Source organism: Winkia sp. UMB3158 (genome assembly GCF_030217145.1).
GTDB classification, from domain to species: Bacteria; Actinomycetota; Actinomycetes; order Actinomycetales; family Actinomycetaceae; genus Winkia; species Winkia anitrata.
The window spans coordinates 60,214-80,998 of sequence record NZ_JASONH010000003.1; the positions used below are offsets into that span (position 1 = coordinate 60,214).

Annotated in this window: 12 protein-coding genes; 6 read left to right on the forward strand and 6 right to left on the reverse strand. The window is 59.9% G+C overall.

All coding sequences use genetic code 11. The features are described from left to right. Positions 1–21 precede the first annotated feature (21 nt). The 3 genes from QP400_RS03830 to QP400_RS03840 form a co-directional block, all read right to left on the reverse strand. Positions 22–672, reverse strand: a complete 651-nt coding sequence (locus QP400_RS03830) for an iron transporter (RefSeq protein WP_004807257.1) — start codon at positions 670–672, stop codon at positions 22–24. A 29-nt stretch (positions 673–701) separates the two neighbouring features. Next, a complete protein-coding gene (locus QP400_RS03835) occupies positions 702–2,288 on the reverse strand; it encodes an FTR1 family iron permease (RefSeq protein WP_004807258.1) in 1,587 nt (528 codons plus the stop codon). A 195-nt stretch (positions 2,289–2,483) separates the two neighbouring features. Then, positions 2,484–3,416, reverse strand: coding sequence for a DUF3152 domain-containing protein (locus QP400_RS03840; RefSeq protein ID WP_004807260.1), 933 nt, complete (start codon positions 3,414–3,416; stop codon positions 2,484–2,486). Positions 3,417–3,665: 249 nt separating this feature from the next. Here QP400_RS03840 and ppdK point away from each other — a divergent pair, with 249 nt between their 5' ends. The 4 genes from ppdK (at position 3,666) to QP400_RS03860 (ending at position 14,057) form a co-directional block, all read left to right on the forward strand. Next, entirely contained in the window at positions 3,666–6,371 is a 2,706-nt protein-coding gene (gene ppdK, locus QP400_RS03845) for a pyruvate, phosphate dikinase (protein WP_004807262.1), read from the forward strand. Positions 6,372–6,626: 255 nt separating this feature from the next. Then, the gene (locus QP400_RS03850; protein ID WP_070425062.1) at positions 6,627–9,779 is read left to right on the forward strand and encodes an FG-GAP repeat protein; all 3,153 of its coding nucleotides are present in this window, start codon (positions 6,627–6,629) and stop codon (positions 9,777–9,779) included. Positions 9,780–9,915: 136 nt separating this feature from the next. After that, positions 9,916–12,804 (forward strand): FAD-binding and (Fe-S)-binding domain-containing protein, encoded by a 2,889-nt coding sequence (locus tag QP400_RS03855; RefSeq protein WP_004807266.1) that lies wholly within the window; start codon positions 9,916–9,918, stop codon positions 12,802–12,804. Between the two features lie 53 nt (positions 12,805–12,857). Next, positions 12,858–14,057, forward strand: coding sequence for a hypothetical protein (locus QP400_RS03860; protein ID WP_004807269.1), 1,200 nt, complete (start codon positions 12,858–12,860; stop codon positions 14,055–14,057). On the opposite strand, the gene QP400_RS03865 is transcribed toward QP400_RS03860, so the two are convergent. The 3 genes from QP400_RS03865 to QP400_RS03875 all read right to left on the reverse strand — a co-directional run bounded on the left by QP400_RS03865 (position 14,054) and on the right by QP400_RS03875 (position 17,810). Then, positions 14,054–15,190, reverse strand: coding sequence for an alpha/beta fold hydrolase (locus QP400_RS03865; RefSeq protein ID WP_004807272.1), 1,137 nt, complete (start codon positions 15,188–15,190; stop codon positions 14,054–14,056). The two genes, QP400_RS03860 and QP400_RS03865, sit on opposite strands and share 4 nt — an antisense overlap. Beyond that, entirely contained in the window at positions 15,187–16,299 is a 1,113-nt protein-coding gene (gene metX / locus QP400_RS03870; RefSeq protein ID WP_040315323.1) for a homoserine O-acetyltransferase MetX, read from the reverse strand. The genes QP400_RS03865 and metX overlap by 4 nt, the downstream gene beginning before the upstream one ends. Positions 16,300–16,511: 212 nt before the next feature. After that, positions 16,512–17,810: an O-acetylhomoserine aminocarboxypropyltransferase/cysteine synthase family protein gene (locus tag QP400_RS03875; protein WP_004807275.1), complete on the reverse strand. Its 1,299-nt coding sequence runs from the start codon at positions 17,808–17,810 to the stop codon at positions 16,512–16,514. A gap of 454 nt (positions 17,811–18,264) precedes the next feature. Between QP400_RS03875 and QP400_RS03880 the strand changes: the two genes are divergently transcribed. Beyond that, positions 18,265–19,644: a C40 family peptidase gene (locus QP400_RS03880; RefSeq protein WP_004807277.1), complete on the forward strand. Its 1,380-nt coding sequence runs from the start codon at positions 18,265–18,267 to the stop codon at positions 19,642–19,644. Between the two features lie 35 nt (positions 19,645–19,679). Beyond that, a complete protein-coding gene (locus QP400_RS03885; RefSeq protein ID WP_004807278.1) occupies positions 19,680–20,633 on the forward strand; it encodes a PfkB family carbohydrate kinase in 954 nt (317 codons plus the stop codon). The last annotated feature ends 152 nt before the right edge of the window (positions 20,634–20,785 follow it).

The window sequence follows — 20,785 nt, forward strand, 5'->3', positions numbered from 1 at the left end:
TTCCTACCTATCTAGATTGATTTACCACCACGGGGAGGTCGCGGGATCCCAGTGCCAATTCTTGAACTCAGCAACGATCGGCTTGGTCCAGAACCTGCCCGGAACGCCAGTTTCCTTGTCGGTGTGCAGCATCCAGCCGTTGGCCTCAGGCGATTCTACGCTGACGCGCAGGGTGTAGTCGCCGGCCTCCAGCTTAGGCAGGTTTAGGCCGTAGTGCGGGCCGTCGGAGGCGTTCATGGGCATGAAAGTGCCGTCCTGAACCTTGTTGCCGTCCTTGCCGAGGATCTCGTACTTGACGGTCAGGCCAGGAATGAAGTCACCTGCGCCGTAGCCAAGCTTGTTGTCCTTGACTGCTGCGATGTCTGCTTCAAGGTGCATGGAAGCTTCAGCAGCAGAGACACCCATCTTGGGTTCCATTTCGACGGGCTGGAAGTAGACGGCCGAGATCTTGATGGGGCCTTCGTAGACGTCATCGCCGATCGGCTGTTCCTTGAAGCCGCCCTCGTCGCCTCCATCCTTCTCCTCGTCAGCCTTGTCGTCAGCCTTCTGCGAGGTAGAGGAATCCTTAGCGGAGTCGGCACCCTTGTCATGGCCTGCCGAGCAAGCGGTCATCGAGCCCGCCAGAGCAAGCCCCGCCACCAGCGCGGTCAGACGCTTCAGAGAGGTTTTCATTTATATCTCCATGTTGTATTGAGACGGTACTATTTTGTTTCATCTAGCGCGCGTGCACGCCTCTGCTTGAGGTAGGCATACACGAACAGGCCGCCAATGATCACGAGAACTATAGCTTGTGCAAGCAGGTTCTCGACTCTGGGGTAAATTCCCAAGAGGTCTACGGTGGGCCAGCCATCAAGCGGGGTAGCAGGCAAGGCGTCTGCCTCCTGCAGTTCCTTGATGCCCGAGCCGGTGAAGGTGAACGCCATGATCGCAAGGAAAATGGAGGTCACGATGAAGAACGGGCGCAACGGGATGCGCACGCTGAAGATGCGGATGAGGGCGTAGATGATGACTAGGCAGACAACGCCCACTGCCAAGCCGATCCACACCAGGTGCATGTCGTCGCCTGCCATGGCGATAACGGGCTGGTAGAACAGGATGGTTTCTGCGCCCTCGCGGAGCACTGCCAAGAAGGCAACGAATGCCAGCGATATGAGCGAGCCGCGGGTAAGGGAAGTGTCCGTCTTGTCTTTGATGAACTTGTCCCACGCCTTCTGGTTGGATTTGCCCAACATCCAGTTAGAGACCCAGATCAGCATTGCCACGGCAACCAGTGCGGTTAGACCTTCCAGCAGCTCCTGGTTCTTGCCTGCCAGCGAGGCGAGTTCTGAGAAGGCTACTGCTAGGCCAATGGACATCAAAAGCGCGATAGCCGCGCCCATCCACACGTACTTGGTCTTGTTGGCGTGACCGGCCTTCACCAGATAGGCGATGACGGCAGCTACCACCAGGATTGCTTCCATGCCTTCGCGCAGGATCACTAGGAACGAGCCAAGGAAGATGGAAGTTGATCCGCCGGCGGACTTGCCAGAACCATCGAAGCCGTCAAGCTTGTTGGCATCTTCGATCAGCTGGGGCTTCAGCTGATCGATACGCTGGGCTACCTCGTCGGTCTTCTTTTCGGAAATAGCCTTCTTGATCAGCGAGAATTCAAGCTCGATAGAGGAAACGCGGGCGCCGTTGACGCGGGCGCCGGTCATTTTTTCAAAGCCGGTGGTCTCGTAGTGGCCGTAGTAGGCCTCGTTCACCTTGTCTTTAGCGGTGTCGGCATTGCCCTTCTTGGACTCCTTTACCGCCTGATCCAAGATGCCGTTCATGGTGGTGGCCACCTGGCCCCACTTGCCGTTGCTGACGCGCAGGTCCTTGGTCTTGACAGTGCCGCCGTCTAGCACCCTCGCGTTGTCGCTGATGTGGGATTTTAGACCGTCGATAATCCTCTTGGCCTCGGCGGTGTCGCCCTTCTTGATGGCCTGGCTGAGGGCGCCGAACTCCATGTCCGAATGGGACGCGTCTCCACCCGAGATCTTGCCGTTTACGGCAGACTCAAAGCCGGTGCGAACAAATTCGCCGTAGCGGGCCTCCTGCATGGCCTCTTTGGCGCCGTCCTTGTCGCCCTTGTCCAGGGCTTTCTGGGCCTTGTCTAGGTTGGTTCCTATTCGCTCTGCTACCTGGGTCCACTTTCCGCCCTCGTCGGCTAACGAGTTAGGAGCTAATGAGAATACTAGTAAAGCAACAAAAACTAGCAGTAGAAGACCGCGCAGTTGCGTCTTCGATGACCGCGTAGGGCTCACAGGATTTCACCTCTTATTAGATAGGATCAACAGTGCTCCATAAGGTAAGGCAACACTATCTAAGGGTGATCATAGGCATTTCAAATTACAGATCGCAAGAAAGCAAATTAGCGCAGTTTAACGTATTTTTGCGGAAAATAAGCTGTCTGTGCGCCGGCGCCCCTAAATTTTCAGATTAGGTTAGGTGGACCTAGTTTACGGCTTCGCGGTGGGGTTTACCCACCCGTTCGGAGTGCACTGGGTGACCATGCCGCCGGTCTGCTGCATCATCACTTTGGCAAGCCCGTCCTCGCGGCATTCAAAATCGTGCCCATGACCCAAAAAGTGGCCTACTTCATGCGAGACTAGATAGATTCTGTAATCGTCGTCGCTCTTACCCGCATTGCGCCACAGGTCAGCGGAGGCAGTCCACCGTTTCGCGTTGAGGGCGACGAAGTTGCCGTTGTTGCAGCTGTATTCGCCATCTGTATCTAGCGGGGCACAAATGGAATCGATCAGGGTGGGCGAGCCGAGCACAATCCGCATCTGCGGGTTCTTGTCAGTGCGCGTAAACGATACTTGCCCTCCTTGGGACCAACCGCGCGGGTCGTTCAAGATCTGAAAAATCGAGTCGGCCGCCACCTGCTTGTCAATGGGGAGTCCGTCTTCGACCTCGACGCTAAAAGTGATCTGGCGGTCGGCGCTGAGGCCGGCGATAGTACCCGTTACCGCTGGGTGGGCGCCCGTACCCGACGCGGGGATGGCCTTGCCGTTCCAACCCGTGGGGACCTTATTTCCCTGTAAGTGATCCGAGGGCGTGAGGCTCATTTTGGGTCCGTCCTGAGCTTCCTTCTTCACGCTCTTCGAAATAGTGGTCGGAGGGTTGACGGAGGCTGCCCTCTTTTGCGCCGCCCCGGAATGGTTGCCCGCCAGCGCGCCAATGCCAACGCCCGCCACCAGTGTCAGCACGGCCGCAATTGGGAGGAGGCGGGGAATCGAGTGAGCGCGAGGAGCGCGGCCCGGGCGCGGGGGCGCTTTATGGGAAGTCGGCTTAGGCTTCGGCGAAGTGGCGCTACGCCGTAGACCGCTGTAAGGAGCGGGAGGAGTTCGCCGCTGCGGGGAGTGCCTTATTTCTACCTCTTCCGACATGCCCTCAGTATAGGGCTGTTATGTAAACGTGACCTAAATTCGCGACTGCGTAGCATGCCATACTACCGTTCGGTAAGGAATCGAGTGGGACGAACATCACAGAGTGGATGTGTTTGGGATGGGATGTTTATGCAGGTGAGACTGTTTGTTTTCAAAAATAGTGTCTTACGTCCCAAAGTTGCTAGAATCTACCCGGAAGAAGCGAATTGCATTTTTCATCAAAATTGAACCAATGGAGGCCAATTAACGATGGTCAAGTACGTCTACGACTTCTCTGAAGGCGACAAAGACATGAAAGACCTGCTGGGTGGCAAGGGCGCTAACCTGGCAGAAATGACGCGGCTAGGCTTGCCCGTTCCCCCGGGATTCACTATCACCACCGACGCTTGCCGCGCCTACCTGAAGGACGGCGAAGTCCCCGAATCTTTGGGTACTGAAGTAACCCGCTACCTGCGTGCAGTAGAAGACAAGCTGGGGCGCAAGCTGGGCGATGCCAAGGATCCGTTGCTGGTATCGGTCCGTTCCGGCGCAAAATTCTCGATGCCCGGCATGATGGAGACCGTCCTGGACGTTGGCCTAAACGACAAGTCGGTAGAAGGACTCGCCGAGGTAGCAGGGGATGCCCACTTCGCTTGGGATTCCTACCGCCGACTAGTGCAGATGTTCGGCAAGACAGTGCTGGACCTAGACGGGGACCTGTTCTCTGACGCCCTCGAGGCAATGAAGGAAAAGCGCGGCGTCAAGCTGGACATGGACCTCAGCACCGACGATCTGAAGGAACTGACCGAACAGTTTAAGGAGATCGTCAAGGAACAGACTGGCAAGCCCTTCCCGCAGGATCCGCGCGAACAGGTAGATCAGTGTATTGAGGCCGTGTTCCGTTCCTGGAACACCGAGCGCGCCCACATTTACCGCCGCCGCGAGCGCATCCCGCACACGCTGGGCACGGCGGTAAATATTTGCACCATGGTGTTTGGCAACATGGGCGAGACTTCCGGTACTGGTGTTTGCTTTACTCGCGACCCCTCTTCGGGGCACTCGGGCGTGTACGGCGACTACCTGATGAACGCTCAAGGCGAGGACGTGGTTGCCGGTATCCGCAATACGCACCCGCTGTCCGACCTCGAAACGCAGGACAAGAAGTCTTACGACGAGCTGCTGGGCATCATGCGTACGCTGGAGACGCACTACAAGGACATGTGTGACATCGAGTTCACCATCGAGCGCGGCAAGCTGTGGATGCTGCAGACCCGCGTGGGCAAGCGTACTGCTGCGGCGGCATTCCGGATTGCTACCCAGCTGGTAGACGAGAAGCTGATTACTAAGGACGAGGCGCTCGAGCGCGTCACCGGTGCGCAGCTGACTCAGCTGATGTTCCCGCAGTTCGACGTCAGTGCTGATCGCACCATGATCGCTAAGGGCATGGCTGCTTCGCCGGGTGCTGCCGTTGGCGGTGTCGTCTTTGATAATGACGAGGCCGAGGCATTTGCCGCCGAGGGTAAGAAGGCGATTTTGGTGCGCCGCGAGACTAACCCCGACGATCTGCCGGGCATGGTGGCGGCCGAGGGCGTACTCACCGCTCGTGGCGGAAAGACTTCGCACGCGGCAGTGGTTGCGCGCGGCATGGGCAAGACCTGTGTTTGTGGCGCCGAAGCCCTGCACATTGATGCCAAGGCGCGGGAGCTGCGCATTGGCGATAAGGTCTTCCACTCTGGCGACACCATTGCGATCGACGGCACTACCGGCGAAGTGTTTGAAGGGGAAGTGGCAGTCGAGGATTCCCCGGTTACCACTTACCTGACCCACGGTCTTGATGCCGGTCTGGAAGCTTGCAAGGGCAAGAAGGAAGACGAAGACCTGGTGCACGCGGTAGCACGCATCATGGAACATGCTGATTCGCGGCGCGCCCTGGATGTGCGTGCCAACGCGGATACTCCCGAGGACGCGCAGCGAAGCGTAGACTTCGGCGCACAGGGAATCGGCCTGTGCCGTACCGAGCACATGTTCCTTGGCAAGCGGCGCAAGCTGATTGAGCGCGCTATTCTTTCCGAGCCCAATTCGCAGGCACGCCAGGATGCCCTGGACGAACTGGAAAAGTTGCAGACTGGCGACTTTGAGCAGATGCTGCCGATCATGGATGGCAAGGCTATGACCGTGCGTCTGATTGACCCGCCGCTCCATGAATTCCTGCCTGACCTGGTCGACCTCGAAGTGAAGGTGGCCGTGGCAGAAGCGAAGGGTGAACAGTGCGAAGAAGATAAGAAGATGCTGCTGGCAGTGCGGCGCATGCACGAAGCTAACCCGATGCTGGGACTTCGTGGCGTCCGCCTCGGCCTCTACTTCGACGGCCTATTCGAACTGCAGATCCGCGCGCTCATCGGCGCTGCCGCCAGGCTAAAGAAGGAAGGCAAGGATCCGCGTCCAGAAATCATGGTGCCGCTAGTCGGGTCCGTGAACGAACTGCGCTATGTACGCGAGGAAGCCGAGAAGATCATCGCTTCCATCGAGGAGGAATACGATGTGAAACTCGATATTCCAATCGGTGCCATGATCGAGCTGCCGCGCGCCGCCCTCACTGCGGAAGCGCTTGCCGAAGAGGCCGACTTCTTCAGCTTCGGCACTAACGATCTGACCCAGACCACTTGGGGCTTCAGCCGTGACGACGTCGAGGGCGTGTTCTTCCCCGAGTATCTAGAAAAGGGCATTTTGGGTGTCTCCCCGTTCGAAACGATCGACCGCCGCGGTGTTGGCCGCATGGTCGAAATGGGTGCGCAGAACGCCCGCTCTACAAAGCCGAACATCAAGCTTGGGGTTTGTGGCGAGCACGGCGGCGACCCCGAATCGGTGCGCTTCTTCGACGAACTGGGCATGGCTTACGTGTCCTGTTCGCCGTTCCGTGTTCCGGTAGCCCGGCTCGAAGCGGGCCGCGCCACCGCAATGCGTGAACACGCCTAAATAAAAGCGCTAAAGGAGGGCGGTCCTTGCCGGGGCCGCCCTCCTTTTTGCTTTCGGCAGCTTTCGCGAGCCTTGGTCTAGTTTCGTAAACCTTGGTCGACAATGCCATGTTTCGCGTGTTCGACTTGGTTTCGTGAAGAAGCGCCAAGCCTAGCGGCACAACACCAAACATTGCGGCAGGTGCCCCAAATGCAAATAAGTAGTAGCTTAGGCTACCCTAAGTAGGTCTTATTTGTTTCTTGGAAAGGACCTTGCGTGGAATTTGCAAGATTCCGCAGGGGAAGCGCAGGCATCGCTGCCGCACTCCTTTGCGCAACCATTATCCCTGCGGCAAATGCTGCAGAGAAACCTGCAACCGGAGCAGACTCAAACCTGCCTAAGTGGTCAGCCGTAGACGGCACCCGCTTCAACGACGTGGCTCGCCGCACCGATAGGGTTACCTACCCCGACGCTGGTCACGTGCCCGCGGTAGGGTGCGATATTACCGGTGACGACCTGGCAGACATGATTTTCACCAACCCGCAAAAGCGTAAAACCTACGCGGTTCCATATATTCCGTACGGGTCTGACAATGACGAAGTAACTCGTAGTATCGAAGAACAGAATGCGGTGAAGACTGTCTCAGAAGAGGCGGAAGGGTACGGCCTTGCAGCAGCCTGCCTACCAGATTCGACTCGTCTTGCCGTGGCAGCGAAAAATAAAATCTTCATCTACAGTGCCGGACTGAAGAAGGCCGCAGAAGTCGAGGTCGCGGGCATCCGCGCCATGGCCAGCAGTGGAAATAGGTTGGCAGTAGCATCCGGACACAAGCTCTACTTCTACGATGCCACCGGCGAGCGCCAAGGAAAGCCCCTCGATCTGGGCGCAAATATTGAAGTGGTAGTTGCACTAAGTGACGGCACGTTCGCGCTCGGAATGTCTGAGGTGGGAAAAGTACAAATTGTAGAACCGCGCTCAGGCGCGATCACCATGACCGCAACTGGGGACGCAGACGCTCGTTTCGGGGCCGCCATCACCTCTACCGGTGACCTAAATGGGGACGAAGACGACGACTTGGCAATTGGCGCACCCCTGGCCAACAATGAAACCGGGGCGGTAGCACTAATTACTGACCTAAATAACGATGTCAAGGTAGACGTCACCTCGACTGATGACAGCCCGGTCACGGCAGATGGGAAATCAGTAGGGTACCTGCTGCGGGCACCATTGCGCGCTCACCTTGGGGCATCCCTCGCCTGGGTGGACGGCGGCGACAAACCCGGTGCGCTGGTGGTAGGCAAACCGGTGGACGAAGAACACACGGGCGCCCTCGTTATATCTGCGCAAGCCCTAAACAAGAACTACAACAACGGGCTCGGTATCGACGGCATTGGCGAAAAATACAAGCTGTGGCTGGCCGGTGGTGACGAAAAAGATGATGCAGGAGTGGAAGTGGGCGTGATGCCCCGCCGCGGAGAAGACACTCTAAACGGTATCTTCACAGTGAACTCCACTGGCAAAGTGGACGTGTGGACCATCGATCTGACTCATCAGGGCGAACCGAAGAAACAAAAGATAGACCCGCCATATCCGGCGCCGGAGCCCGAAAAGCGCGAATCGGCCGTGCAATCGCTAGATACGCCAGAGAAGAAAATCTGGAAGGGAGAGTTCTCTTCCGGTCTTGGCTCGTCGCTGGTCAAGGGCCAATGCGACGTGACCGGTGACGGCAAGGCAGACATTATCGCTGGCATGCCTACCCGTTCGGAATGGAAATTTGACCCCTTCTATCTGGACTCGACCTCGACCCATGGATGGCTTCCCAATGTAACTGGCGGAGTGCAAATCATTCCCGGTGGCACCAAGGGCAAAGACGTGCCGGCAGCAGACACGATCGCGCTTAACGGTCCGAAAGAGACAACCGACCCCGGCACGGATTCTTCTGTTGGATTGTCGGTAGCCTGCCTTGGCGACACGAATGGTGATGGTATCGCCGACCTGGCGGTCAACTCGCACACGATGGCACGAGCCTGGGTCATCTACGGCGGGCCTCACCTTGCCAAAGTGGACCTGAACAACCTGCATCCGGATCAGGGGTGGTGGATTGATCTGCCCGAATATGGTTCCTCTCCGGTGCAAATATCCAGGGCCGGCGATGTGAACGAGGACGGATTGGCCGACATTGCCGTAACGCTAGGCGACGCCAATCTAGCCAGGGGCGAGAAGGGGCACAAGGGCGCCCTCTACATTTTTGCGGGCAAGAAGCATGCGGCCAATGTGGATATGAAAAAGATGACCCCGCCCGAGGGCGCGGTAGTGAGAACCGTCTTTGCTCCCGAAGGGCATTTCCTTAGCCAGTCCGTTCCCGTCGGCGACGTAAACGGTGACGGTGTGGTCGACTGGGTGTTGACGGACTTCCAAGCTGAGCAAGGCGGTGGCATATATCCGGGCAAAGCTTGGTTGGTCTACGGGTCTACCGAGAAGGAGGTGCAAGTTGCCCCCGGTAATTCCTTTGAGCTGACCATGTCTCCTGATGCGTCGCACCGGCTAGGCGCGGGAGCCTCGGTGGCGCCCGTTGGCGATGTGAACTCCGATGGTTACAACGATTTTGTCATTGGCTACGATGGCGGCCAGATTATGCACCAAAGCGAGGGCGGGCTGCTACTTGTTTACGGGCACAAGGGACAACGCACGAAGGTGAGCGTTTCCGTTGCAGATGGTGCTCGAAATGAGGGCGTACGAGTGGTGCGCGGTCCGGCAAAAAACAGCGGTTTCGGCTGGGCAGTAGATGCCCTCCCGGGGAAGAAGAAGGCGCTCATTGCGGTCGGTGCCCCCACCATGGAAAAGGATGGACGCGTTTTCCTCTTTGACACTTCGGTGTTTAAAGAGACTCCGACCACTCTGCCGGAATCGGTGAGCGTGATTCGCTCCCCCGGCGAGCAGGCACGCTTCGGGCGCGCCCTCGCCTTTGTAGGCAACGTGCTAGAGGGGCCAACCCTTGCCATTGGTGCGGACGGGGTCATTTCGGAAGAGGGCGAAGGCCGCGAAGGGTTTGCCAATTCAGCGCATGTGCTGGCAATGCGCATAAACCCGTGGGAGGAAGAGGAGTCCTCTGACTCTTCGGAAAGCTCGGAGCCGGCAGATGCCGAAAAACCTGCAGAAACCGATCAGGAAGGTAAGGGCCATCTTCCCGCCGGTGCAGAGCAGGCAGACGAAAGTAAGAATGATGCTGCTCCCAAGCAAACCGGCGGCAACAAGCTAGGTGCTGTGAACACTCATGCGCAGGAGAGAAGGCCAGGCGTGGGGAGTACTGTCATAGTAAAACAGGGGCAGCTAGCTCATTCGGGCAGTGTCGCGTTACTGGCTGGTGCGATGGCGCTAACGCTGCTTGCTGTAGGGACGGGAATATACATGCTAAGGCGAGAGCACTGATTTGGCCTGTGTGGGTGTAGTCGAGGGCGGCTTAAGCCGCCCTCGACTACATTCTCGAAGAATACGGGTGATGCAGGTGGAACAAAACTGGTTGGTAGTGCAACATTGGGGCCACAAACAGTGAGAGCATTGAAACATGGGATCATCGGGGACGGCGCAGGCAATGGCACAGCATCTGCCAGTCCAAATGCGCTCGCAATTGGACACTAGTCGGCTTACGCGCGGCATGTACTCGACCGATGCCGGCATCTACCGGGTTATTCCCGCAGCCGTCTATTTTCCCCGCAACAAGCAAGAAGCCATCGCTGGAATAAAAGCCGCCCTGAAAGCAAAACTGCCATTGACCAGCAGGGGAGCGGGCACTTCCTGTGCCGGCAACGCCATAGGGCCCGGAGTGGTAATCGACTTTAACAAGCACATGAACCAGGTGCTGGATATTGATCCGCAACGGTGCACCGCCCGCGTGCAACCAGGATGTGTAGAAGCAACGTTGCAGGCGCGTGCCGCCCAATACGGATTGCGTTTTGGGCCTGATCCCTCTAGCCAGAACCGGTGCACTATCGGCGGAATGGTAGGAAATAACGCCTGCGGGCCGCATGCAACAGCGTGGGGCAGGACGGCGGTAAACATTGTGTCGCTAGAGTGCGTGGACGGGGTTGGCAATATCTTTACTGCCCGAAACGACTCGCTCGCCCCGCGAGAAGACTTGCAAGCGCTGATTGACCAGAACCTGGCCACCATCCGCAAGGAATTCGGTAAATTCTCTAGGCAAGTCTCGGGTTACCAATTGGATATGGCCCTACCAGAATCGGGGCGGAATCTGGCCGGGTTTTTGGCGGGTAGCGAGGGCACTCTGGTGACTGTACTCGAAATAGAAGTAAAACTTGTGCCCATACCTGCTTCTCCGGTGCTCATGGCGTTGGGCTATGCGGACATGATCGAAGCGGCCAGGGACGTTCCCACCGTGTTGGCGTTTCGGCCTCTTTCTGTCGAGGGGCTCGACCGCAACCTGGTAGAGGTAGTCAAACAAAACCGCGGCCAGGTTCCCGCACTGCCCAAGGGCGGCGGCTGGCTAATGTGCGAAGTGTCGGCAGCAGATGAGCCGCAATCTTTAGCACTGGCGAAAAAAATAGCCGGCGCCGCGCACACGGATCAGGTAGCCATCTATCCTCCCGGCGAGGACGCAGCCGCCCTCTGGCGCATCAGGGCCGACGGGGCCGGCCTGGGCGGGCGCACCCCAATTGTCCGAGACGAGCATGGCAACGTAACTGGCGGCGAGCAGGCGTGGGCAGGTTTTGAAGATGCTGCCGTCCCTCCGCAAAAATTAGCCGACTACTTAGAAGACTTCACCACCTGTATGAACAGGCGCGGCATCAACGGCCTCCTCTACGGGCACTTCGGGGACGGCTGCGTGCACGTGCGCCTAGACTTTCCCCTGACCGAGCCGCAAGGCGTCGCCCGTACCCGCGCCTTCTTAGAAGAAGCAGCGGACATCGTTGCCCGACACGGCGGTTCCATCTCGGGCGAGCACGGGGACGGGAGGGCCCGCTCAGAACTGCTCGCCCGCATGTATTCGCCCTCGGCGCTAGCACTATTTAGCCAGGTAAAAGGCATCTTTGACCCGGATGGGTTACTAAATCCCGGCGTGCTGGTAGATCCCGAACCGATAGATGCACACCTACGCCGCCCAGCAGCAAAAGCCATTCCTGCTCGCGGCGGATATGCTTTCGGCGCCGACCACGGCGACTTCACCACCGCAGTGCACCGCTGCACCGGCATTGGCAAATGTCGAGCCCAAAGCAAAGGCGTATTCATGTGCCCGTCCTATGCTGCTACCGGCAACGAAAAGGACTCCACTCGCGGGCGGGCTCGCATCCTAGAAGAAGCGGCAAACGGAAACCTGATTGAATCCTTCGCTTCCCCAGAAGTACTGGAAGTGCTCGACCTGTGTCTGGCCTGCAAAGCCTGCAGCGCCGACTGCCCAGCCGGGGTGGACATGGCAAAATATCGCAGCGAGGCCTACTACCGCATTTACCGAGGGCGACTTCGCCCACCCAGCCACTACCTGCTGGGCGCCCTCCCAAGGTGGGTGGGGCTGGCAACGCGCCTGCCCGGCCTCGCTAAAGTCATAAACGCCGCGATGGCCACCCCGCTACGTAAAATCGCCTTCAAAGTTGCCGGCCTAGATACGCGCCGGCAAGCACCCCGCCTAGTCACTGAACGATTCAGCAAATGGGCAAAGCGGGTAGGAATAGAGCAGGCGCTCGCGGGAGCGCGCCCGCAGGATAGGTACGTCGCACTCTGGGCAGACTCCTTCAGTGAAACACTCGATTCGGTGGGCGCAAAGGCCACTGTGAAGGTTCTGCACGAGGCCGGATACAAGGTGCTGCTCGCGCCCCCTAGCTGCTGCGGGCTGACTTGGATTTCCACGGGGCAGCTTCCCGCTGCAAAGAAGCGCCTCCGCCAGCTGCTAGAAAACCTGGCCCCACTGGCCGCAGCGGGGATCCCGATCGTAGGGGTGGAACCGTCCTGCAGTGCCGTCCTCCGCGACGATCTTCCAGAACTACTGCACCAGGACAGGCGGGCGCACCTGGTGGCGAAGAACGTTTACACATTGGCAGAACTGCTTAGCACTCCCGCGCCCATAGGCCCAACTAACTGGAAGCTACCTGACTTGCACGGCCTAAAGGTGGTTGCTCAGCCACACTGCCACCACTATTCGGTGATGGGGTGGCAGCGGGATCGGCAGCTGCTGCGCCGCGCTGGAGCCCAGGTGATAGAGGTTTCTGGCTGCTGCGGGCTGGCAGGAAACTTCGGCATGGAAAAGGGTCACTACGACGTGTCGGTAAAGGTGGCAGAAAACGACCTGCTGCCCTCGCTGAGGGCGAACCCCGATGCGGTGTTGTTAGCCGACGGATTCTCTTGCCGCACGCAGGCGCTGCAACTGGCGGGACGCAAAGGTATACACCTGGCTACGCTGCTTGCAAACGGAAGCGCACACCCCGAAACAACTGCACTAAACTGAGCTGATCCGTGGAAGAATAGAAGACACGTGTGCCAGCAGCAGGAGGAACGATAATGCCACTTTTTGAACTTGATCAGGGCCGGCTAGTCCCAGCACAGTTCGGTCGTCCCGTGGAACGCGGATTTAGTGCAGATGTTCTGGAGTCCGTGCGGGCACAAGTCCTAGAAGTGATATCCCGTCCCCTGTTTCCCGTTGCCTGGGATCATGACGAGGCCGACGAGGTTTCCGGCCCGCACCGCCTTACCGCCCTGGACGCGTCCGGGCAGGTAGTGGCCGTGGAAGTGCTGGGCCGTCTGGATGCCATTTCTCTTATTGCGGCACTGTCTAGGTTGGGCGACATCTCCTCGATGGGGTGGCTGGACCTTGCCCACATGTATCCCGGTGGGGCCGAACGTTTCCGTTCCGGTTGGACCGAGTTCCGCGAATCCATGCCCCCGGATGCCAAGCCGGGCCCACGCATGATCATTGTTGCTGCGGACATCGACCCCTCTGTGCGCCCCTCCCTGGACGTACTCTTCTCCTCGGGCCTAGAGGTACACGAGATCGCAATGCGCGCCATGGCGAACGGGCGCCGCTTCCTAGACGTGCAACCGGTTGGGCCTAGCTACTGGTCGCCGAACCCGGCACTGATGCGCGCCCGGCATTCGCGCCGCCCTCGACTGTCGCAGTATTCAACAGACGATGGTCGTATCGAAGGCCCATCCGCTCCCGGGTCCACGGCCCCCGAGCCGCAGCAGGACGAATCGGATGTACCCGCGCAGCCGGCCGCCCCCAAGGTGGAAGAACAGCAGATGCGTTCCCCGAAACAGGAGGATCGCATTGTTGGTGGCATCCATTACCCGCAGGTCTACGCGGTGGGTGACACGGTGGTGGCCCAGGGCTTCGACAAGAAGCAAGAAGAGGAACCGCCGGCTACTACCGGCGAACACGAGGCCGTGCAAAAAGAGGTCCCGGCGGTGCTTGGACACGACGCCGAAGGGCTGGCAGCTATTGCTTCCGTGCTGGGTTCTGACACCCCAATCGTGGCGGTGGGAGCCGATTCGTTCAAGGAAGCTACTTTGCTGGCAGGTGGGCAGATCAGCTACAACGGCGGCCAGCAGACCACCGATGCTGATCAGGCAATTGAAGAACTGCTGGGTATCAGCGCCGACGGCTGGGTACACTTCCGCCTAGGCCACGCGGAAGGCCCGTCTTTGGCCGAAGCAATCCTCGAGATAAATGAGGAGATTGACCGCGAATCCAAGGCCCGCTAGGGGCAAATCTGGGTGCAGGCCGCCTCGCCTAATATCGAGGGCGGGTTGGCGGCCTGCGGCAGAGCCATAGGCAGCCAGGCGTGGAAGGAAGCCCACGCGCTCTGGCGCACGTCCGGGTCAGACAAGATTACGTCGTGCAGCGATTCAAACCGGCGCAAGGTTACGTTGGTAGAAAGCTTGTGCGCGGTAGCAGCTACCTTGTCCGCATCCAAGACGGCATCGCGGCGGCGGGCCAGTAGGTTCCATTTGCCGCCAAAAGATCCCACAGATGCCCACACCAGGGTCGGGCAAGTAAGCTGCAATCCCTTAGCTATCTCCGTGTGCCCAGCTAGGATGGCCTGGAGCCAGCCCGGCCTGATGGGGGCAGATTTAGACGTCTTCCACTGCGGGATCAGATTCCAGCCGCGCACGGAAGGATCCTCCCTCCACGGACGCAAGTAGTCCGGAAGAGGCCCGTCCTCGCTGTCCCAACCCGCCAGCGAGCGGGCGTAGATGTTTTCGCCCTCGGGCATGGGCACCACCTGGCGGGGGGCCCGCCAAGACCACGCGCGCACCAGTGGGGTAACCACCGTTTTCGAAGTGTTGTCGTACTGCCAGGTGATCCAAGGCGAATTTAGGAGCAGGGCAGAAACCTGGTCGCGGTGCCGGTTCGCCCACAGCGCCGCCGACAATCCGCCGGTGGAGTGGCCCATCAGGAGTAAAGGCAGGTGGGGGTGTTCCGAGCGAATCAGCCGCAGCGCCGCATCCAAATCCTCGTCGTAAGTGTCTAGCGAATCGACATACCCGAAGGACTGGTACAGCCGCCACGACCTGCCGTACTTGCGCAGGTCGATCGCGTAGAAAGCGCCCCCCGCAGCGGCCACGTGGCGGGCCTGCTCGCGCTGGAAAAAGTAGTCATTCCACCCGTGAATGTAGAGCGCCACGAACCCCGGTTCTTTAGGAGTACCCGCGATGGCCTGGGGATCGGCCTCGGCGCGGTGCGCGACCAGGGTAGCCATGACGGGCCCCTCGGAATCGGCATGCAAAGAGAGCGTTTGCGCCTCGAATCCGGGCCCTAAAATGTCGGGGCCCCACTTGCCTTGCGGCGGTGCCTCATCGGGGACTTCCGTGGGCAGAGGGCGAAAATCGGTCATTCTAGTTCTTCCATAAACTCCGCGAGGATGGCATTGACTTGGGCAAATTCTATCAAGAAGCCGTCGTGGCCAAAGGGGGTGTGAATCTGGGCGAAGCGGCCACCCGGAAGTGCCTTCGCCATCTTTTCGCAGTCGCGGGCGTAGAACAGCCGATCCGAATTTACTCCAACCACTAAGGCTGGTCCGGAAAAACGAGCGAGCGCTTCGGCCACGCCGCCCCGTCCTCGGCCCACGTCGTGGGTGATCATTGCCTTAGAGAGGATCCGGTAGCTGCCCGCATCAAAGCGGGCCGCCAATTTGCGGGCGTGGTAGTCCAAATAGGACTGCACCGCTAATCTACCGCCGGCCAGTGGTTCCTCGTCGCCCTGGCGGTTTCGCCCGAATCGCTCGTCCAGTTCCAGTGGGGTGCGGTAGGTGGTATGGGCGATCTCGCGCGCAAGCCCTAACCCGCGCACCGGTCCTTCGTCGCTGTGGTAGTAGTCGCCACCGTTGAAATGCGGATCCAGCTCGATGGCGGCAATCTGCGCGTGGGCCCATGCCGCCTGCTCGGCGGTGGTGCATGCTGCCGTTGCCACCAAGATCAGCGTGCGGGTCCGTTCCGGGTAGGTGACAGCCCATTCGACTGCCCGATGCCCGCCCGCAGAAGGGCCCACGATAGCTGCGAACTGGTCAATGCCCAGCAGATCTGCCAAGCGGGCCTCCGCCCTGACCATGTCGCGCGTGGACAGCTGCGGGAAACGCGACCCCCACTCGCGCCCATCCGGGGCTAGCGAGGAAGGACCGGTAGAACCCATGCACCCGCCCAGCACGTTTGGTGCCACGATGAAGTACTTGTCGGTATCGAGCGGGAGCTTCGGCCCCACCGCCTGCGCCCACCAGCCGGGAGTGGGTTGACCCGGCCCGGCTGGGCCGGCGACGTGGGAATCCCCAGTCAGAGCGTGAAGGATCAAAATGGCGTTGTTCCTGGCCGGGTTTAACTTGCCCCACGTTTCATAGGCAAGACGAACCGCGGGCAGCTTCCCGCCGCCCTCTAAAGGCAGCGGCCCTAATTCGGCGTACATGCGGGGGCCGCGAGCCTCGTCCTCGCGCCAAGCCCCGGTTACAGGCAGAGCGTCGCCCTTGGCAACGGCGGAAGCATCAGTTGCTGGTGCGCTGGCCCAGTCACCTTTGGGGGGTTTCAGTAAAGAAGCAAAGGGGAGGGGAGTGTTGGTTCTGGAAATGCCGGGAGCTGCCCGGTCGGATGCACCGTGCCGGGCAGCTCTTTGGGCAAGCACCGTAAGGGGTGGAAGGTCATCCCACCCCTTACAACACGCCTCGTTGCTCACAGGCCCACAGCCTTGAACGCGGTTTCGAGGGCGTCGATCAGGTCTTCGACGTTTTCGATGCCAACCGCAAGTCGGATCGTGCCGCCGGTGATGCCGGCCTTCTTCAGCCCTTCCTCTTCCAACTGCGAGTGGGTGGTGGAGGCAGGGTGGGCTACTAGCGAACGCACGTCGCCGATGTTTGCCAGGTTCGAGAAGAGCGGCAGGTTGTCGACGAACTTCTCGCCTACCTCGCGGCCACCGGTGATGTCGAAGCTGACCAGGGCGCCCGCACCGCGCGGGGTGTACTTCTTGGCGAGCTCGTAGTAGGGGCTCGACTCCAGGCCGGAGTAGCTGATCGCGTCCACGCCGCGGCCCTCGTTCTTGCGCTTTTCTAGGTACTGCGCGATCTTGAGGGCGTTGTCCACGTGCCGTTCAATGCGCAGCGAGAGCGTTTCGATGCCCTGTTCAATTAGGAAGGCATTGAACGGGGAGGCGCTGAAGCCTAGATCTCGCAACCCCTGGGCGCGTGCCTTCAGGATGAAGGCCTGATTGCCCAGGTCGGGGCCGTAGGTGAGGCCGTGGTATGACGGGTCGGGCTGGTTGAACTGGACGAAGCGTTCCGGTTCCTTGGTCCAATCGAAGTTGCCCGAATCGACGATGACGCCTAGCACGGAGGTGCCGTGTCCGCCCAGGTACTTCGTGGCCGAGTGCACCACAATGTCTGCACCCCATTCGATCGGACGCAGCAGGTACGGGGTCGGCACGGTGTTGTCGACGATTAGCGGTACGCCAACTTCGTGCGCCGCCTTGGCTAGCGGTTCTAGATCCAGAATGTCTCCGGCCGGGTTGGGAATGGTTTCCCCATAGAAAGCCACGGTGCGTTCGTCAGCGAGGGCCTTCCACGATTCGATGTCGTGGGGATCTTCGACCAGGCGGGTCTCGATACCGTACTTGGGCAGGGTGTGTACGAACAGGTTCGTGGTGCCGCCATATAGCGAGGGCGAAGCCACAATGTTGTCTCCGGCCTGGGCGATCGTCAGAATCGACAGGCTGATTGCGCCCGCGCCAGAAGACGTGAGCAGGGCGCCGACGCCGCCCTCCAGAGTTGCCAGTCGTGCCTCGACCACATCCCAGGTGGGGTTCGTCAGGCGCGAGTAGATGGGGCCTTGATCTTTGAGGGCGAAGCGGTCAGCCGCCTGCTGGGCGGACTCGAACACGTAAGAGGTGGTCTGGTAGATCGGCAACGCCCTCGCCCCGGTGGTGGGGTCGGGCTGCTGGCCGGCGTGGATCTGGTTAGTTTCAAAATTCCAAGACATGAGGGTTCCTTATAGGTTCAGATGGTATTAGGGGCCCCATGAAAATACAGAAAAGCCGTGCAAGGCCCCTTGAGGACTGCACGGCAGACACGATGTATGGCTTCTTGAGCTTTGGCTGACGCGCAGTCAGCTGAACATTCGTGTAAACATGCCAAAACCATACACCGACCGTGATCGGGGATGGCAAGTCCAATTCGGAAAATGTCCGAGCTGTGGGATTTACGCATGAATTTTTGGGGTGATGCTGCGGAAGAGGTGTCTGTGCAAATTAAGGAAGAGTTCCCCCTCCTCGGCGTGTTGAGTGGAAGTTGACTTATAAAAGCTAGCCAAAGCTTGGCCAGCCAGTGTATGTTGTTACTGTGAAAATTGTTGTTGCTGTGTAACGTGTGGCTAGTGTGTCTAATGAGTCGCACCATTCTGGGCTGCAACAACACCCTTTTTCAGGAGACGAAACGTGAGTTCAAAGAAATTCTCTTTGCGCGGGCGCGCACTTGTAAGCAGCCTGATCATAGGCGGAATCGCGCTGTCCGGACTAGGCGGTACCTTCGCCCTGGCTGCGCCCTCGGATGACGACATTGCCCGGGCAAAGCAGGCCGAAAAGGCGGCGGCAGGATCGGTCGCTGACATCGAAGTAAAGCTGGCACAGAACACTGCCAAGTCAGAAGAGGCACTAACTGCGGCTCAGCGTGCAGGCGAACGCTTCGCCCAGGCGTCTGTGAAGGCGGATGCGGCTTCAAGGGCGGCAGATAAGGCCCGCAAGGACGCCGACCAAGCCAAGAAGAAGGTAGAAGAAGCCCGCAAGTCCCTAGGGGATGTGGCCACCACCGTTTACCGGCAGTCCGGTTCACTCTCGTCTGCGGTGCCCTACCTAAATGCCGACGGGCTCGAAACTATTGAAATGCGCCGCGTTGCCATCGAACTATTCGGTGGTAAGGCCGATCAGAAGATGCAGACCTTCTCGGCCATGCAGCAGGTCGCCAACGTCATTGAAGAGCGCGCTACGAAGGCGGAAGCCACCCAGAAGGCCGCCGCCTCCGCAATGGAATCGCGCGCGAGTGCTGCCCAGCAGGCTGCAAGTGCCGCCGAAGCTGCCCAGCGTTCCACCGCGCAGCGCCGCAGTGAGCTCATTGCTCAGCTGGCTGCTGCCCGCGGTACTACCAAGGAACTGGAAACCAAGAGGCAGGAAGAGCTAGAACGCCAGCGGCGCGCCCGCGAGGCAGAAGCCGCCCGCCGCGCCCTGGCCACTCAACGGGCGCAAGAGGAAGCGCGTCGCAAGGCTGCCGAAGCGGCGGCCGCTCAGCAGGCGGAAGCGCAGCGACAGGCAGCAGCCCAGGCGCAGGCCCAAGCTCAGGCGCAGGCTCAGGCGAACGATTCCAGTGCCGAGGACGAAACTCCCGCACCCGCACCCGCTCCCGCACCTGCTCCCGCACCGGCCCCGGCCCCAGCTCCCGCTCCCTCGGGTGGCGGCGGCAATGCCGTGGTAGCTGCAGCAGCTAGCCAGATTGGCGTTCCCTACGTGTGGGGTGGTGCGGCACGGTATGCGGGCCTGGATTGCTCTGGCCTGTCCATGACTTCGTGGGCTCAAGTGGGTGTCGACCTGCCGCGTACTGCCGAGCAGCAGTACCTGTGGGGCGTAAATTCCGGACGCGGTGTCTCAATCAATAACCTTCGCGCTGGTGACTTGGTATTCTGGGGCGATGCAAGCGGCGTCTACCACGTGGCGGTTTATGCCGGGGGCGGGGAAATTATTGAAGCCCCTTATCCCGGAGCTACAGTGAGGCGAACCGGCCTGTACTATGGCAACTTGATGGCGCTTGGGGTTCGCCCAGCGTAGTCGCCACAAATCGTCTTGCCCGCTAAGGAGGAAAAATGACTGCAAGTCCGCGCGTGCTGTGCGTCGGAGAGGCCCTGATGGACCGCATCGAACGCGACGGTTCCGCAAAGGAATACGTGGGCGGATCGCTGCTGAATGTGGCCCGCGGAATCGCCCAGCTGGGCCATGACACGACCTTGGCCTCGTGGTGGGGCGAGGACGAGCGGGGCCAGCAGCTGGCCAAGGCGCTAGCCGAGGGCGACGTGCATGTCTTGCCAGGTACTTCGGGTGCAGATCACACCACCGTGGCCTACGCGCACGTCGATTCTGAGGGGCGCGCTACCTACGAGTTCGATCTGTTGTGGGACCTGCCGGAACAGGCTCGTACCGACACTTACGATCACCTGCACACCGGCTCGTTTGCGGCAACGGTGGAACCGGGTGGCAAGAAGGTGCTGCGGCTGGTGAAGGAAGCGGCTCTTACCGGGACTGTTTCCTACGATCCGAACATTAGGCCGTCCGTGATGGGTAGCCCGGAACAGGTGCGCAGCCGGATTGAAGAGATCATTTCCTTCTGCGACATTGTGAAGGCCTCCGACGAGGATATTTCCTGGCTATACCCTGACCGCGCGGTGGAAGATGTCATGCGCTCCTGGCTGGCCATGGGGCCCGCCATGGTCATTACGACTCGTGGCCCGTGGGGTGCTTACGCACGGCTAGCCGGCGAACGCGACATGCTGGTCATTGACCCGTTGAATGTGGAACTGGGTGACACCGTGGGCGCCGGTGATTCCTTCATGGCCGGGCTGATCTCGGCACTGCTGGATGCCGGTCTTGCCGGTAGTGGGCAGGCTCGCAGGAAGCTGCGCGAGGCAAAGTGGGCGGATGTGCTTTCCGCGCTGCACCGCGCCACCGTCACCTCGGGCCTGACCGTTTCCAAGCTTGGCGCTTTCTCTCCGAACCGCGCCGACGTAGCTCGGGTAACTGACGGGCATCCGGAATTGAAGTAGGACTTTCCCATCTCATGCCCCTTTGGCGGCCACTCGGCCCCAAAGGGGCTCCCCATTTAAGACGCCTCTTCCCTTGACACCAGCTCGAAGACGCCAGCTTGAGGGCGGCCGGTGGGCGGGGAAAAGAAATGGTCCACGCCGGCGGCGTGGAC